The following is a 15,573-nucleotide window of genomic DNA, read 5'->3' as shown; positions in this document are numbered from 1 at the left end:
TGCATAAAAAAACCATCTCTATTCTAGAGATGGTTTTACTTTATGACAATATGGCACTAATCACATCTTTGAATGAATTGATTAGAATGATAAAAACTGCTGGTGGAACAATAAATTTTATTAAAAATTTCCATATAGGCGCTAAAGAAAATTTTACGCCTCCTCTTCTGATCTCCTTTATTGCATTGTCTGCTCCCCATATCCATCCTACAAATATAGAAAGAAATAATCCTCCTGAAGTAAGAAGTATATTAGAAGTTAGTTTATCATAAAAATCAAAGAAATTTAAACTTCCAAGAATACGAAGATCACTCCAAGGTCCCATAGATAAAGATGCTGGCAATCCTACAAAGTATATGATAATTGAAATAATAATAGAAGATTTTATTCGGTCTGCACCTTTTTCATCCACAAAATAGGATACACATACTTCTAACATAGATATAGAAGAAGTAAGAGCTGCAAAAAGTACAAGTATGAAAAATAATATACAAAATATATTTCCCAAAGGCATACTAGCAAATACTGCTGGCAATGTAACAAACATCAGCCCTGGTCCCTCAGAAGCTTCAAATCCTAGCGCAAATACTGCTGGCAATGTTGCAAATCCTGCTACCATAGCTACAGCAGTATCTAATAGTGGAATAGAATTAGAAGGTCCTAAAAGATTCGTATTTCTGTCTAAATAACTTCCATAAGTGACCATAACACCCATTCCTATACTTAAAGAAAAGAATACCTGCCCTAATGCGTTCATAATTACATTCATATCTATTTTTGAAAAATCAGGTACTAAGAAAAATTCTATTCCTTTCATAGCTCCAGGAAGTGTTACAGATCTTATAGCTATCATAATTAATAAAATAAGAAGTGCTGGCATCATTATTTTACTGGCTTTTTCTATTCCTCCACTAATTCCTCTTATCACAATGAGTAATGTGATCAAAAGAAATATTCCTTGATAAGCAATACTAGCAGTTGGAGAAGATATAAATCCTCCAAATATTTCTCCTAAAAGTTTTGGATCCTTAATAGCTAAACCTCCACTTAGTGCTTTTACCAAATAATAAATTACCCATCCTCCTACAGTACTATAAAACGCTAATATAAAGAATCCACATACAACACCTAATCCTCCTACAAAAGCCCAATTCTTTTTAATACTTCTATATGCACCTACAGCAGAAAGCTGAGTTTTTCTCCCTATTGTAATAGCAGCAAGCATAAGAGGAAAGCCTATCAAAACTAAAAATATAAAATAAAGCATAACAAACGCTCCACCACCATTTGTTCCCACACTATAAGGAAACTTCCAAAGGTTGCCTAGACCTACTGCTGAACCTGCTGCAGCAAGGATAAACCCTATCTTAGATGTCCATTGATCTCTTTGCTTTCCTTGACCTTTTTCTATGATATCCATTTTAACCCTCCTCTTTTTTAAACAAATATATTTTTTCACATTTGACCAGTCACATTTCGTTTATATTTTCTAATACAAAGCGCTTTTTGAGAAAATAAAAAAGCCTCGCCCCTATATAGAGGCGAAGCTTGGATTCACGGTACCACTCTACTTGATCTATATGATAAAACCATCTAGATCATCTCTTTTCCAGTCTGCCCTTAAAATATATTGATCAAGTATATTTAAAAGCTAAACTGTAGTCTTGATAAGGGAGACAACCCTTTGCTCCTACTTGGAAACCTTTTGGAACAAAAACTCTAGAGTGAATATTCACATCGTCTTATAACATCAGGCTCTCATCTACCCTGACTCTCTGTAGTTACAGTTTCAATGCTTTTCTCTCTGTCATAATCTTTTTCTATATTATTTTTATATATTTTATCATATTCTAAATCTATAGTCAATTATTTTGAAATATTTTTTATTCAATTTTAAATTTGTCAATCATATCATTTAAATGACCTGATAAATTAGATACTTCATTTACCTGACTTAATATATTTTGCATATGACTATTTTGCTCTTCTATGGAAGCTGTAGTTTCCTCTACACTTGCTGAACTTTCTTCTGTGATAGACGCAATATCTGAAATAGATGTATTGATCTTTTGACTATCGTTAGTAATTTCTATTAAACGATTAGATATTTCCTTAATCCTATCTCCCATATAAGAAACCTTTTGATTAATTTCCTCAAAAGTTTTTCCTGTATTTTTCACAAGAGCAGTTCCTTCTTCTACTTGCAAATATCCTTTTTTCAAAGATTCTCCCATTGATTTAGATTCATATTGTATTCCTACTACTATCTTTGTAATTTCTTCAAGGGATTGCTCTACTTGTTCAGCTAACTTTCTAATTTCTTCTGCAACAACTGCAAAGCCTCTTCCTGCTTCTCCTGCCCTTGCTGCTTCTATAGCAGCATTTAATGCCAATAAATTAGTTTGTCCAGCAATTTCATTGACTACTTGCACTAATGTAGAAATTTCTTCTGATTTTTTTTCCAATTCTTCTACCTTTACAACAGAATTTTTAACTGTATTATTTACAGAATTCATTTGTTCTACCGATTCTATCATCTGATCATTTCCCTTTTGAGACATATTTAAAACAACCATAGATAAATCATTCAATTCTTGCCCATCTTTATTTGCTTGTTCAATTAATCGATTAAAGCCTTCTACTGCATAAGAAACTTCACTAGCTGAATGCGCTTGTTGCTCTATTCCGGCTGCCATCTCTTGCATGGTAGCAGATATTTGTTCATTTCCTGTTTGTACTTCTTGTGAGGATTGGTTTAATATATTGGTATTGTTGCTTACATTTTGTGACACTTGAGAGATGGATTGAATCATCCCCCTTAAATCTTGTAAAAATCTATTGATTGCATAAGCCAATTCTCCCATTTCATCTTTACTATTTATATTGATTTCTTGGGTTAGATCTCCCCCATTTTCTACTAGTGCATTTAATTCTTGTTTTAATATGTTAATAGGACGAATAATACTTTTAATAATTAAAACCGCCATGATCACTGCTAATATGAAAAATGTGATAATTCCCCCCGACATTTTTTTCATAGAACTTTTATAAAGATGATCTCCATATTCACTAGATCTTTTAGCACTATCTTCATTATATTGTAAAAGCTCTACCAATTTACTTGATATGTCATAAAATAATTTTCTAGATTCATTAGACATTATATATACTGCTTGTTCTTTATTAAATTCTCTACTTACATTTATAATTTGATTATGAATATCTATGTATTGATTCCATTTAACTTTTACATCTTCAAATATTTTTCTTTCTTCTTCTTGTTTAATATATTTTTTATAATCCTCTAATTCTTTTTGAATCTTTCTATTATTTTCATTCATCTCTTTTTCTAAATCTTCTTTTTCTTCAATCGTTGCAGAGGCAATATGATCAAATTCTTTGATTCTAAAATCAAAAGCCATAGTATTAATAGAATGTAATAGACGAATACAGGGTATTTCTTCACTAGCAATGATAGAAGATTGATCGTTCACATCATTCATAATGCTTTGCATATATACTAAAAACCCTATAAAGATGATGAATAGTATTATAAAGCTTAAAGATAATTTTGATTTAATATTTAGTTTCATACTTTTTCTTTCCTTTCCTTAAACCCTTTATTATATATTTTAATGAAATTGCGAATCTTGTTATATTTTATCATATTTTGTATAATTGTATATTTCTATTAAGCTTTGTAGCATCCTTTATTTTTATAAAAATTTTGTGTATTTTTTATATATAAAATAAAGCTTCCTCTAAAGAAGATGTTGAATTTATATAAATGCAAAGTCATTTAACTGCTCTTTATAGTATATAATATAACCTATTATTTCATATTGTGTGTTGTACCAATAGCCAAGCTTCTTGATTAAACACTTAAAAAAGGAATTCCTTTAAAAGGAATTCCTTTTTTACATTTTATAAACAGCCGAAATATTGTTTTTTTTATTATTTAATTACTTCAACCATTTGTCCATTTTTCATTGCTCCTGCATTTCCTTCATCCATATCTACATGTAATTCAAGAGCATGTGTATCTCCTACTCTTGCCAAGACATTTTCAAAAATCATTCCTCTTTCTCCATCTACTTTGATTTTTACAATGTCTTTATCTTTGATTCCAAATTTTTCTCCATCAGAAGTATGCATGTGAAGATGTCTTGCAGCTACAATAACTCCTTCTTCTAAATCTACTTCTCCTTTTGGTCCTACAATTTTTGCACCAGGAGTTCCTGCTAAATCTCCAGAAGCTTTGATTGGAGCCTTAGTTCCTAATACAAATCCATCAGCAAGTGAAATCTCAATTTGAGTTTTTTCTCTTGCAGGACCTAATACTCTCACACCTTTTAATGTTCCTTTTGGACCTACAATATCAACTTTTTCATCACAGGCAAATTGAGCAGGTTGTCCTAAGTCTTTAATTGGTGTTAATTCATGACCTTCTCCAAATAAAATATTAATATGTTCTTTGCTTAAGTGGATATGTTTATTGGATAATCCAACAGGTACTAAAATTTTTGACATAAAAAACACCCCTAATCTATAAATAGTATCGCATTACTTATATATAAAATGCTCACATTACTATGATATATGTATCAGTTCAAAAAATCAATGAAAAAATATTTTTTTGTCTTATTTTGAAATTTCAGCCAATTTTTTTCCTATTTCAAAAGCTTCTTGCAATAATTTAGGTCTATCCCCTGTAAATACTTGATCTGTGTCTTGTGCCAAAAGATTATACATATACTTTGTATTGATAGCTTTGAAAAATAAGTCCATTACAAGAGTTGCTCCTAAAAATTCTTGCCCTTTTTGTATACTTCCACAAGTAGCAATAAATACACCTCTTCTTTTTTTATTTTGATTGATAGATGGTTGATTTAGAACATATTTGCTAGACCAAAACATCTGACATCGATCTACCATAATTTTTGTTAAACTACTGATAGAATTAAAATAAATAGGAGAAGCTATGATCACAATATCTGCTTCATCAAATTTTTTATAAAGCTTACTCATATCATCCTTTATGATACAAAATCCTGTTTTTTCACAAGCCCCACATGCAGTACAAGGATGAATTTGTAAATCTACAAGTGCTACTTTTTCTACTTCTATATCATTCTCTTTCATTCCTTCTATTGCTTTATTTAAAAGCGTATCTGTATTCATGTTTTTTCTAGGACTTCCTAAAATCACTAATGCTTTCAATTTTTTCACTCCTCTATTTTATATATTTTTTATTATATATAAACTTTCTATTCAAAACAATCTTTGTTATTTTTGAATTTTATTCTAAATTTTTATAATTTTTATAATATTCGGTAATAATAGTAATAGTTCAATAGAGGAGGTTTCATTGTGCAAACGTTAAATTTACCAGATCACACCAAAGTTGAATTACAAAATCATATCAAAAAAAATATTAGAAGATATTATAAAGGATTAAAAAATGGTTCTTTAAAATATGATTTTTTTGTAGAAACCATTTTAACAAAAAAACCAAAGCCTTCTTGGCTACAAGATTATCCGAAACTTGAAAAGGATCAAAAATTTAAGAATCATCTTATTGAATACATAAATAGAGAAATCACAAGATATATAGAATTAGAAGAAGAAAACAAATACAAACATGCATACAAAACTGCTGTATTATGTAAAGATCGAGAAATAGAAAAAGTGATCCCACTCTACATCAAAGAAAAGCATGAACTAAAAAAAATACTATCTCAAAATGGATATACTTTATGTATTCCAATAAAATTTTTAAGCCATACTGAATCCAACTATTTAAAGGAATATATCCTTTATGGACAACCCATTCCTTTAGAATGGTCTAAGATATTGAATTATAAAAAAAAAGTATAGTCAAAATGCAAATCAACCCGTACTTTATGAACCATAAAGTATGGGTTGATTTGCACTCTTATAAAGACTACGCCATGGCTCTTTCTAATTTGTCTAAATACTGAAGAGGAAACATCTTTAAAAGTTCTTTAAATTGTTCTACTGTTAATCCTTCAGTAGTTGTATATATTCTTATCTTTTCATCTACATCTGCATTTTTAAATTTTTGTTTTACCTCTTCAAAATTAGTGTTCATATTATCACTCCTATAGAATATAAATAGTTTCTATATTATTATGAGGAGTAATTTTTTTTTTATTCTTGTCATATTTTATTTTTCATATACTTCTCTTTTAAGTATAGCCACATAAGGAAGATTTCTATATTTTTCAGCATAATCAATTCCATAACCAATAATAAATTCATCTGGTATGTCAAATCCCTTATAATCTACCTTTAAATCTATTTTTCTTCTTTCCGGCTTATCTAATAGTGTACATATTTTTAAGCTCTTAGGCTTTCTTGAAAGAAGGTTTTTACATAAATAATGAAGGGTAAGTCCTGTATCAATAATGTCTTCTACAATCAAAACATTTTTTCCTTCTATACTATCATCTAAATCTTTTATAATTTTTACTACACCTGAACTAGTAGTAGAAAATCCATAACTAGAGACAGCCATAAAGTCAATAGATACTGGAAGATCTATTTTTCTTATCAAATCACTCATAAATACATTTGCACCTTTTAAAACCCCTACAACTAAAAGATCTTTATCTTTATAATCCTTTGCAATTTGTTTCCCTAACTCTTCTACTTTTTCATTCAATACTTCTTCACTAAATAATATTTGTGCTATATCCTCTTTCACAACTTTCACCTCTTTTATTTTTTCATACTGATATTATAGCATAGTTTCTTATAAAGTGTACATTGATTTTTAAATCTTCTATATCGTTCGTCTTTTTCACTTAAAATAAAAGCTATCTATTTAAAATAGTAGACATTTTATAGATCATATATAGAAAAACCATCTATTTTGATGGTTTCTCAAATTTTACATATGCTAGATCTGTTTCCAAAAACCTTCCTAACGCATAAATCAAATCAGACAGTCTATTTACATATTTAATCAAAATAGGACTTACTTCCTCTTGTCTACTCAATGTAAGTATTCTTCTTTCTGCTCTTCTACAAACGGTTCTTGCTACATGCAAATAAGCGCTTTCTATATTACTTCCTGGAATAATAAACTGATTTACAGAATCCATTTTTCCTACATAAACATCAATTATTTTTTCCAATTGATTGATATGTTCTTCCTTTATTTTTTCTGGAAATTTTTCACGATTCTTTGTAGCAAGCTCTCCTGCTACATCAAATAATTGCCTTTGAACATCATATATAATATCTCTTATTTCTTGATCTTTTATATAACTTCTTGCTACTCCTAATATAGAGGTTAATTCATCAATCGTTCCATAGCTTTCAACTCTTATACTATCTTTATCTACTCTTGTGTTATCATATAGACTAGTTTGTCCTTTATCTCCTGTCTTTGTATAAATCTTCATAATCATTACCTCCTATACCTTTTTTTATTATATACCCAACCTATTCCATATAATCACTCACTACTTCATGCATTATTATTTCTCATCATCTATTCTATAATCTACATCCTCAATAATTTTCCCTTTTTTAAACGATACCGAATCCTTTTCTATATATTTATCTAATTCATTAGAAATTCTAGAAATTATATAACCTATGACTATACCATCATCTATCCATCCTAAACCAAATACAGGATCTGGTATTAAATCAATTGGACTGATTACATATACAATAGCTCCAAATATCATTATTTTTTTCCATTTGGAAACCTCAGGATCTTTAATGAATTTATAAATTCCTTTTGTTTTTTTGAATACTTTTATAGATTTCTTGAATAATTTCATAAGAATAAATCCTCTCTTTATTTTTACTCTTTTATAATATATTTATTATTTCCTTTATTTAAAATTAAGTGTATAAAGGAATAATCCTTTTTATTCCTTCATATATAATAACAGAGACAAGCTTTTAAAACAGGAGGTTTTCTCTATATGAAAAAACAAAAGAATCCTATTCCCATCTACGAAAAATTTTTTCCTATGAAATGGATGCAACTTACAAAAACATTTGAAAAAATGACAAATCAAAAGTTTTCTTGCCAAGTACTTACTCATTCTTTACAAGATCATTGGGAATTTATTTATCATTCTAAAGATGGTATAAAAATTGTTCTTGCTTTTTCTTATGAAAAAATTTATTCTTATGTACATATTAAAGATTTTTGTATTCCTAAAATATATGTACAAAGAAATTTAGATCAAAAAATTCTAACTACTCTTATTCAAAATATACTTCCGCTAGATTTTCATATGATTTTTTTTCATATAAAAAATTCACATCATCTAGAACTTTGTATCAAAAATAAATTTCAAAAGAAAGATTTATGTACTATGATTCTTTCCATAAAACCTATATTTATAAAAAAAAGATAAAAGTTTTCCTTTTATCTTTTTGTTGCCCATTTTATTCCAGGCATGACTACTTTGAAAATATTTCTTTTTTCTAAATTTAAGAATTTCACTTTTCCTATCGTTTCAAAAATTTTATTTATTTTTTCTAATCCAATCCCTGTCCTTAGAAATTGATTGTGATCATCTAATAATAAAAGTCTATCATAAAGCCAATGGTTTCTTTTAGATGGATTTGCATCTCTCATAATCGTATGGATATTACTTCCCTTAGGAAGAGTTCCAGGATTGCTTATTTCTATCTTTTCATCTCCTATTAAAACTACAATATCTCTTAATATGTCTGTATAGTCTCTATGAACTACAGCATTTGCAATACATTCATAAATAGCTTCCTTAGGATAATTTATATCTTTTAGATAATTGCATATAAATTGTTTACTTTTATTAAGCATATCAATGATATTACCATTTATCATATGAATGACTTTTTTTCCTTTATCAAATGTAATAATCTTAATCCCACAATAACTTAAATATATCTGAGGATTATCACAAAAAAGCAAGAGTCCTCCAATAGTAGGATGCATTTGGTTTGTTTCATTATCTAAATAAATAATACCCAGACTGCTCCAAATCTGTTTTTCAAGATCCTTATAGGCTTTCATCCCCATTTTATTCATATATTGGCCAATAGATACTCTATTTAAAACATCTATATCTAAATTGTATAAAGGTGTAAGTTCATTATGGATCAATCCTACTTCTTGAAATATACTTGCAATCTCATCTCTTCTTGCTATATCTGTAGTAGATCCTCTTCTTATATAAAAAGCTCCAGTTTGTCTCATTTGATGTGGTCTTTGAAAACTTTTAAAAATAGTAATAACTCCTATATATTTTTCATCGTATAAGACATTTTCTACTCTAATATTAACAGGTGGATCACATCGTTGACTAATAATTTGTTGCAATCTTTCTTCCATCAGATGATTTGGATGAATTCCTATAATCTTCTTTTCTTTATCTTTTATTCCTATAATTAAATATCCTCTTCCCCCAATACTATTAGCAATGGCAATAACATCCTTTGCAAATTCTTTTTTTTGAGATTCTGTCTCAAGATGAAGACTTTCCTTAAAATCTAGTTTCATTCCTTCTCTTTGTTTAAGCAAAATTTTAAGTTTTTGCAGATTCATAAAATCATTCCCTTCAAAGATGGTAAAATGATTGTTATACTATCATATGCTTCATTTTATGTATTCAGTATACCTTATTTTTTCTAAAAAAAACAAATATTTGATAATTATTCTAGTAAATGATACTATTAACATAGACTATAAACTTAGGGGGTGACCTAATGGACTTTAGACAACTGGAAACTTTTATAACTATTGCTAGGTTAAAAAGTTTTTCCAAAGCAGCGGATGCCCTTTTTTTAACCCAACCTACTATCAGCAATCATATCCAAAATTTAGAAAATGAATTAAGTACAGTACTTATCAATAGATCTAATAAAAAGGTAACCTTAACAAAAGCTGGTGAAATATTATTTACACATGCTATAGAAATTTTAAACAAAAGAGAACAAGCCTTGTTTTCTTTAGAATCTTTTAAAGATAGAATAGAAGGTACCCTAGAAATTGCTTGCAGTACAATTCCTGAACAATATATATTGCCTCCACTACTTCAATCCTTTCATAAAAAATATCCTGAAGTACAATACAATCTTTTACATTATGATTCTGAGCAAGTAGTACAATCCATTTTAAATGGTAAAATAGATTTTGGCTTTGTAGGTGCAAAAATCGATCACAAGCATCTAGAATATATTGAGGTATTCCAAGATAATCTAGTACTTATTGCCCCTAATAAAGATCTTTACAAAAATATAGATCATGTATCTATTGATTTTTTATTAACAGAAAATATTATATTGAGAGAAAAAGGATCTGGTACTCGAAAAATATTTGAACAAATCCTTCATGATCATGATTTATCCTTAGATCAATTACATATAGTAGCTTACATAGAAAATACAGGGGCTCTAAAACAATGTGTAAGAAATGGATTGGGTATAAGTATCATTTCTAATTTAGCTATACAAGATGAAATGAAATTTAATCTTCTTAAAAAAATTGAACTCATTCATATAGATACTTTGCGTAAATTTTATTTCGTATATTATAAACCTAGAACTTTATCTCCTTTAGCAGAAACTTTCAAAACCTTTATGCTCACATCTCAAAATGAAAGCATATTATAAAAATCGGGTATATACCCGATTTTTTTGTTCTACCTTTATTATAATTTATCTATCCAAAAAAGCATGATAAGCCTTATAGGTCATGTAAATATCAAATTTACTAGCAAGCTCCATAGGAGCATGCATACTTAAAAGAGGGGTTCCACAATCTATGACTTCTGCTCCATATCCAGCAAGAATATAAGCAATTGTTCCTCCTCCTCCTTGATCTACTTTCCCTAATTCTCCAATCTGCCATAAAACATTACGATCATTAAAGATATTTCTTATTTCTCCTAGGAATTCTGCATTGGCATCATTTGAGCCTGATTTTCCTCTAGCACCTGTATATTTAGACACTAAAACTCCTTTACCTAAAAAAGCTGCATTTCTTTTATCTAAAACATCAGGAAAATTAGGATCAAAAGCAGCTCCTACATCTGCAGATAAAACTTTAGAATTGGATAATGCTCTTCTTAATTTTAGATCTACTAACTCTATTTCTTGTAAACTGATGAGTTCTGCAATGGCATTTTCAAAAAATCTTGATTGCATACCAGTATTTCCTACACTTCCTATTTCTTCCTTATCCGCAAATAATGCAACTGCTGTTTGAATAGGATGATCTACATCAAGTATAGCTTCAAAAGCAGTATAAGCACATACTCTATCATCTTGACCATAAGCTCCTACAAGACTTCTATCGATACCTACATCTCTTGCTTTTCCAGAAGGAACAATTTCAATTTCAGCAGTTAGAAAATCTTCCTCTTTCATATTATATTTTTCATATAATAAATGAAGCACATTATATTTTATTTTTTCTTTTATATCTTTATCTTCATAAGGAATACTGCCTATAACAACATTCAATCCTTCCCCTGTAATTGCATCACCTAATTTTTTTTCATTTTGATCTTTTGCAAGATGTGGAAGTAAATCTGTAATATAAAATACAGGGTCTGTTTCTTCTTCTCCAATACACATATGTATCTTTTCTCCATCTTTATTAATAAAAACTCCATGAATCGCTAGAGGAATAGTTGTCCATTGATATTTTTTAATTCCTCCATAGTAATGAGTTTTTAAAAGAGCTAATTCTCCATCTTCATATAGAGGAAAAGGTTTTAAATCAAGTCTTGGAGAATCAATATGAGCTGCAATAATATTCATTCCTGATTGTATGCTTTCTTTTCCTATTACAAATAGTGCTAGAGCTTTTCCTTTTTGATTGACATAAATTTTTTCTCCTATTTGAATTTTCTCTTTTCCGCTTATGTATTCTTCTATATTTTTATATCCATGCTCTTTTGCTTTTTGAATCATTTCTTCAACACATTTTCTTTCTGTTTTTCCTTTATCAAGGAATTTTTTATAGTTTTCACAAAAACCAAATACTGTTTCTTTCCTTTTCTCATCAACTGTTTCCCACCCCTTTTGAAAAGAAAAAGAAAGAACATCTCTTGTACTCATAATACTCCCTCCTATATTTTTTTAATATTATGCTTATAAGCATAAATGGCAGCTTGTGTTCGATCACTTACTTCAATTTTTCTAAATATATTGGATACATGATTTTTTACTGTTTTTTCACTTATAAACAAATTATCTGCAATCTCTCTATTATTTTTTCCCTCTGCAATCAAACTTAATACCTCATATTCTCTTCTTGTCAACTTATCTTTTTTATACCCATCGTCTGATTTATCGTGTTTGTTGTATTCTTTCACCAAGTTGGAAGCAAGCGAAGGATGAATATAAGAATGGCCTGTATAAACATCTCTTATAGCTTTCACCAAGCTAGAAGATTCTGCATCCTTTAATACATACCCTGATGCACCTATATTGATGGTTTCAAATAAGTATTCTTGATCCTCATGAATGGTTAACATAATGATTCTAGAATCTGTCCCCATATCTTTTAACCTTCTTAAGGCTTGAATTCCATTCATATTCGGCATATTGATATCTAGTAAAATTACATCTGGCTTGAATTTTTGAGATTTCTTAATAGTATCCTCTCCATCTACTGCTAATGCTACTACTTGAATATCATCTTCTAGCTCTATAATTTGTTTTAACCCTTGTCTCATCAATTCATGATCATCTGCTATTAAGACCCTTATTACATCATACACTTATTTTCCCCCCTCGTCATTTAAGGGAATGGTTACTTTTATTCTTGTTCCCATTCCAACACTACTTTGAATGTCTATTTTTCCTTTCAACAGTTCTACTCTCTCTTTCATAATAAATAAACCAAATCCACTTTCTTGTTTATTTGTAGGTGACATTTTTTCCATATCAAAACCTACTCCATCATCCATAATCAAAAGATTAATTTTGTGATCAATAGATTCTAGCTTGACAATCACAGTAGATGATTTGGCATATTTTCTTATATTATTTAAAGCTTCTTGAATAATTCTAAATAGAGAAAGTTGTACTACTGTTCGTTCTACCTCTTGAATACAATTAGCAGAAAAATTTACAGGTATTTTTGTTTCTTCTTTAAAATTTATAATCAATCTTTCAATAGTAGGAACCAATCCTAGGTCATCTAACGACATAGGTCTTAAATCATATATAATCTTTCTTACATCCTTTAGACATCCTCTTACAATACTTTTTAACTGTCCTAATTCATATTTTGTTTGATCTATATCCTTTTGGAGAAGTTTTTCGCAAATCTCTGCTTTAATCACTACATTTGCCATAGATTGTGCAGGTCCATCATGTATTTCTCTAGCTACTCTTTGTCTTTCTTCTTCTTGTCCTTTGATGATTCGAATGCCTATTTCTTCTTTTTGTTGAATTCCTTCTAAATGTTCCATTACATCTTTTAAATTTCCACTTAGATATCCTAATGCAACTCCTACTTGGGCAACTAACTTCTCTGCACTTTTTACTACTTCATATGCACTTTTTAATCTTTTTTCTAAATCTGATCTTTGTCTAAGTAACTCTTTTTCTTCATTTCTTTTTAGTTTTATATTTACCTGCAATTCACTTGCTTCCTCATAAGCTGTTTTAATATCTTTTTCAGAGTATTTGCTAAAATTTTTACTCACCATAGCCAATCTATATCTACTCTTTCTTTCTAGCACTTCTAATGTATCTACTTCATTAATGATATGAAGTGTCTTTTTTTTAATAAGCTGAAGTTCTTCTTCTAATGCTTGACATTCTTTTCTAGCCCTTTCAGCAATTTCAAATATTTCGTTTTTGCCTTTTTCAATGGCTTCAATAGTATGCCCTAATATTTCATTCATTTTTTTTGCACTTAATGCAGGTTTATACATAGTACACCTCTATTATATACTTTTTAAAAAATAAGATGTAATTAAATCTCTATTCCACATCTTTCTATAAAAATCATTCTTCATAGTTTATATTATATACACACAAATAATAAACTGTCTATATAGACAGTTTTATTCATTTACATTATAATCAGAAATCTTCCAACGTCCGTCTTCTTTATTTAGAAGAACAGTATACGTGATTTCCTCTTTGTATTTTTGATCCAAACTTTCCATTTTCCATAATATATTCACTTTAGCTTTGATCTCATTTTTTTTACATACTACATCTCCTATATTTAAAATCTTTACATCTAATACTTTATCCATATCTGTGGGGTATTCATATACTTGCCTAAATGCTTCTTCATCAAAAGATAATAAAGGATCTGTCACAATTTTTTGTAATTCTTCGATCCAAGTTTTTTGATCCATATCTTCTTTATAAATTTCATTCCACAAACGAACTCTTTCTTCAAACAGTTGTTCAATTAAATTTTTTTCTCGTTCAAAGTTATTTTGTGTAGGGACTTTTGCATTTGCATCTACAAAACCTATTTTCCCATAAATCATAATCGTCACTAATATTAAAAAAAACAGCAAAGTCTTTTTCATGGTAAAGCTCCTCCTATATCTTGTGTATTTGCATTTATTATACACTAGCTATAGTTTGAAATTTGACCTTTGCTGTTGTCAAATACTTTTTTTTTATCTACACAAAAATCTATTTTTTTAAATTTTCATCATAAATCCATGATAAATTATAGAATTATTATAATTTTTCTCATTCTCGTCAATAAATATTAGTTTTCAGAAATTTCTTGTATTTTTTCCTTTTCTTCATCTGTCAAAACATATTCTAAATCTAGAAGTAAAACAATCTTATCTTCTAGTTTTCCAACTCCAGTAATATATTTTTTATCTACTCCTGTAATCATATCTGGTGCAGGTTCAATATTTTCTTCTGTAATTCTTAATACCTGTGAAGCTTCATCTACAACAAATCCTACTTGTTTCTCCTTTAGATGAATTACAATTACTCTTGTATCTGAATGAACTCCTGTATCCTCTAAATGAAATCTTTGTTTCAAATTAATGATAGGAATAATCTCTCCTCTAAGATTAATAATGCCATCTACAAAATCAGGTGTATTTGGAACTTTTACAGTTTGTTTATATTCTGTAATTTCCTTTACATTCATAATATCTACTCCATAAGATTCTCCCGAAAGTTTAAATATTACATATTGACATTCTGCCAATTTTAAGTCCCCCTCTCTATGTATAAAACATTTATGAACTAGCTACCATGGTAGCATGGAAGTTTTTAATATACTCTTTTCATAATATATATTCTATACAACTAAACATTTTCCTTTTTCTTTTACAAAAAAAGAATAAATTTACATTTATTCTTTTTTAGTCTACCAACTCAATATTGTCTAATTGTTTTCTAAAATTCTCACGAAAACCTTTTAAATAGGCTTCTCTTAATTTTTTCTGTTCGATTTTCTCTTCCTCTGTCAATCCCTCTTGTTTGGACTTTTTGGCTAAAAAATTAATACGATCTATTAATTCTTTTGTAATCACAATTTTCCACCTCTCTTTGTTCTCTTAATATTTTATAAGAAATAAAATTTTTCGT

General features: G+C 28.7%; 18 protein-coding genes and 1 other annotated feature. Of the genes, 3 read left to right on the top strand and 15 right to left on the bottom strand.

Going from position 1 to position 15,573, the window contains the following annotated elements; translation table 11 throughout:
• Positions 1 to 40 precede the first annotated feature (40 nt).
• From BN2409_RS12020 to BN2409_RS12005, 4 genes are all read right to left on the bottom strand, one after another.
• A complete protein-coding gene (locus BN2409_RS12020; RefSeq protein WP_053956866.1) occupies positions 41 to 1,420 on the bottom strand; it encodes a sodium-dependent transporter in 1,380 nt (459 codons plus the stop codon).
• A gap of 114 nt (positions 1,421 to 1,534) precedes the next feature.
• Positions 1,535 to 1,820 (bottom strand) — a binding site (T-box leader).
• Positions 1,821 to 1,883: 63 nt separating this feature from the next.
• Positions 1,884 to 3,593: a methyl-accepting chemotaxis protein gene (locus BN2409_RS12015; RefSeq protein WP_053956865.1), complete on the bottom strand. Its 1,710-nt coding sequence runs from the start codon at positions 3,591 to 3,593 to the stop codon at positions 1,884 to 1,886.
• Positions 3,594 to 3,954: 361 nt separating this feature from the next.
• Entirely contained in the window at positions 3,955 to 4,530 is a 576-nt protein-coding gene (pduL, locus tag BN2409_RS12010) for a phosphate propanoyltransferase (protein WP_278320222.1), read from the bottom strand.
• A 111-nt stretch (positions 4,531 to 4,641) separates the two neighbouring features.
• Positions 4,642 to 5,220 (bottom strand): flavodoxin family protein, encoded by a 579-nt coding sequence (locus BN2409_RS12005; protein WP_110943106.1) that lies wholly within the window; start codon positions 5,218 to 5,220, stop codon positions 4,642 to 4,644.
• A 150-nt stretch (positions 5,221 to 5,370) separates the two neighbouring features.
• On the opposite strand from BN2409_RS12005, the gene BN2409_RS12000 reads away from it, so the two are divergent.
• Complete coding sequence (locus tag BN2409_RS12000) at positions 5,371 to 5,877, top strand: hypothetical protein (RefSeq protein WP_053956864.1); 507 nt, start codon at positions 5,371 to 5,373, stop codon at positions 5,875 to 5,877.
• Positions 5,878 to 5,944: 67 nt separating this feature from the next.
• Here the strand turns inward: BN2409_RS12000 and BN2409_RS17265 are convergent, their stop codons facing one another.
• From BN2409_RS17265 to BN2409_RS11985, 4 genes are all read right to left on the bottom strand, one after another.
• Positions 5,945 to 6,112, bottom strand: coding sequence for a hypothetical protein (locus tag BN2409_RS17265; RefSeq protein ID WP_199873014.1), 168 nt, complete (start codon positions 6,110 to 6,112; stop codon positions 5,945 to 5,947).
• Between the two features lie 75 nt (positions 6,113 to 6,187).
• Positions 6,188 to 6,727 carry a hypoxanthine phosphoribosyltransferase gene (gene hpt / locus BN2409_RS11995; RefSeq protein ID WP_110943105.1) on the bottom strand — a complete coding sequence of 180 codons (540 nt, stop codon included), beginning with the start codon at positions 6,725 to 6,727 and terminating at the stop codon, positions 6,188 to 6,190.
• Between the two features lie 163 nt (positions 6,728 to 6,890).
• Positions 6,891 to 7,430: a cob(I)yrinic acid a,c-diamide adenosyltransferase gene (locus BN2409_RS11990; RefSeq protein WP_053956862.1), complete on the bottom strand. Its 540-nt coding sequence runs from the start codon at positions 7,428 to 7,430 to the stop codon at positions 6,891 to 6,893.
• A gap of 75 nt (positions 7,431 to 7,505) precedes the next feature.
• Complete coding sequence (locus BN2409_RS11985) at positions 7,506 to 7,817, bottom strand: YkvA family protein (protein ID WP_053956861.1); 312 nt, start codon at positions 7,815 to 7,817, stop codon at positions 7,506 to 7,508.
• A 147-nt stretch (positions 7,818 to 7,964) separates the two neighbouring features.
• On the opposite strand from BN2409_RS11985, the gene BN2409_RS11980 reads away from it, so the two are divergent.
• The gene (locus BN2409_RS11980; protein ID WP_053956860.1) at positions 7,965 to 8,405 is read left to right on the top strand and encodes a hypothetical protein; all 441 of its coding nucleotides are present in this window, start codon (positions 7,965 to 7,967) and stop codon (positions 8,403 to 8,405) included.
• A gap of 11 nt (positions 8,406 to 8,416) precedes the next feature.
• Here BN2409_RS11980 and BN2409_RS11975 read toward each other — a convergent pair whose 3' ends face one another.
• Positions 8,417 to 9,556 carry an RNA-binding domain-containing protein gene (locus tag BN2409_RS11975; protein WP_199873013.1) on the bottom strand — a complete coding sequence of 380 codons (1,140 nt, stop codon included), beginning with the start codon at positions 9,554 to 9,556 and terminating at the stop codon, positions 8,417 to 8,419.
• A gap of 185 nt (positions 9,557 to 9,741) precedes the next feature.
• On the opposite strand from BN2409_RS11975, the gene BN2409_RS11970 reads away from it, so the two are divergent.
• Positions 9,742 to 10,647 carry a selenium metabolism-associated LysR family transcriptional regulator gene (locus tag BN2409_RS11970; RefSeq protein ID WP_053956858.1) on the top strand — a complete coding sequence of 302 codons (906 nt, stop codon included), beginning with the start codon at positions 9,742 to 9,744 and terminating at the stop codon, positions 10,645 to 10,647.
• Positions 10,648 to 10,692: 45 nt separating this feature from the next.
• Here the strand turns inward: BN2409_RS11970 and BN2409_RS11965 are convergent, their stop codons facing one another.
• From BN2409_RS11965 to BN2409_RS16930, 6 genes are all read right to left on the bottom strand, one after another.
• A complete protein-coding gene (locus tag BN2409_RS11965; protein WP_053956857.1) occupies positions 10,693 to 12,099 on the bottom strand; it encodes an aminopeptidase in 1,407 nt (468 codons plus the stop codon).
• 11 nt (positions 12,100 to 12,110) lie between these two features.
• Positions 12,111 to 12,764, bottom strand: a complete 654-nt coding sequence (locus BN2409_RS11960) for a response regulator (protein WP_278320221.1) — start codon at positions 12,762 to 12,764, stop codon at positions 12,111 to 12,113.
• Entirely contained in the window at positions 12,765 to 13,928 is a 1,164-nt protein-coding gene (locus tag BN2409_RS11955) for a sensor histidine kinase (protein ID WP_053956856.1), read from the bottom strand. It lies immediately after the preceding gene.
• 132 nt (positions 13,929 to 14,060) lie between these two features.
• A complete protein-coding gene (locus tag BN2409_RS11950; protein WP_053956855.1) occupies positions 14,061 to 14,543 on the bottom strand; it encodes a hypothetical protein in 483 nt (160 codons plus the stop codon).
• Positions 14,544 to 14,731: 188 nt separating this feature from the next.
• On the bottom strand, positions 14,732 to 15,190 hold the full coding sequence (locus BN2409_RS11945; RefSeq protein WP_053956854.1) for a chemotaxis protein CheW: 459 nt from the start codon (positions 15,188 to 15,190) through the stop codon (positions 14,732 to 14,734).
• Positions 15,191 to 15,347: 157 nt separating this feature from the next.
• Positions 15,348 to 15,518 carry a DUF896 domain-containing protein gene (locus BN2409_RS16930; RefSeq protein WP_110943104.1) on the bottom strand — a complete coding sequence of 57 codons (171 nt, stop codon included), beginning with the start codon at positions 15,516 to 15,518 and terminating at the stop codon, positions 15,348 to 15,350.
• Positions 15,519 to 15,573 lie beyond the last annotated feature (55 nt).

The organism is Inediibacterium massiliense (assembly GCF_001282725.1).
In the GTDB taxonomy this organism is placed as follows: Bacteria; Bacillota; Clostridia; order Peptostreptococcales; family Thermotaleaceae; genus Anaerophilus; species Anaerophilus massiliensis.
Note: the sequence above shows the minus strand (reverse complement) of the source record. Positions and strands in the feature narration are given on the sequence as shown.

What these genes read in the sequence shown, in the direction of transcription:
- BN2409_RS12015 (WP_053956865.1), bottom strand. Translation starts at nt 3,593, where the DNA reads ATGAAACTAAATATTAAATCAAAATTATCTTTAAGCTTTATAATACTA.
- pduL (WP_278320222.1), bottom strand. Translation starts at nt 4,530, where the DNA reads ATGTCAAAAATTTTAGTACCTGTTGGATTATCCAATAAACATATCCAC.
- BN2409_RS11950 (WP_053956855.1), bottom strand. Translation starts at nt 14,543, where the DNA reads ATGAAAAAGACTTTGCTGTTTTTTTTAATATTAGTGACGATTATGATT.
- BN2409_RS11990 (WP_053956862.1), bottom strand. Translation starts at nt 7,430, where the DNA reads ATGAAGATTTATACAAAGACAGGAGATAAAGGACAAACTAGTCTATAT.
- BN2409_RS11980 (WP_053956860.1), top strand. Translation starts at nt 7,965, where the DNA reads ATGAAAAAACAAAAGAATCCTATTCCCATCTACGAAAAATTTTTTCCT.
- BN2409_RS11970 (WP_053956858.1), top strand. Translation starts at nt 9,742, where the DNA reads ATGGACTTTAGACAACTGGAAACTTTTATAACTATTGCTAGGTTAAAA.
- BN2409_RS11955 (WP_053956856.1), bottom strand. Translation starts at nt 13,928, where the DNA reads ATGTATAAACCTGCATTAAGTGCAAAAAAAATGAATGAAATATTAGGG.
- BN2409_RS17265 (WP_199873014.1), bottom strand. Translation starts at nt 6,112, where the DNA reads ATGAACACTAATTTTGAAGAGGTAAAACAAAAATTTAAAAATGCAGAT.
- BN2409_RS12020 (WP_053956866.1), bottom strand. Translation starts at nt 1,420, where the DNA reads ATGGATATCATAGAAAAAGGTCAAGGAAAGCAAAGAGATCAATGGACA.
- BN2409_RS11965 (WP_053956857.1), bottom strand. Translation starts at nt 12,099, where the DNA reads ATGAGTACAAGAGATGTTCTTTCTTTTTCTTTTCAAAAGGGGTGGGAA.
- BN2409_RS11985 (WP_053956861.1), bottom strand. Translation starts at nt 7,817, where the DNA reads ATGAAATTATTCAAGAAATCTATAAAAGTATTCAAAAAAACAAAAGGA.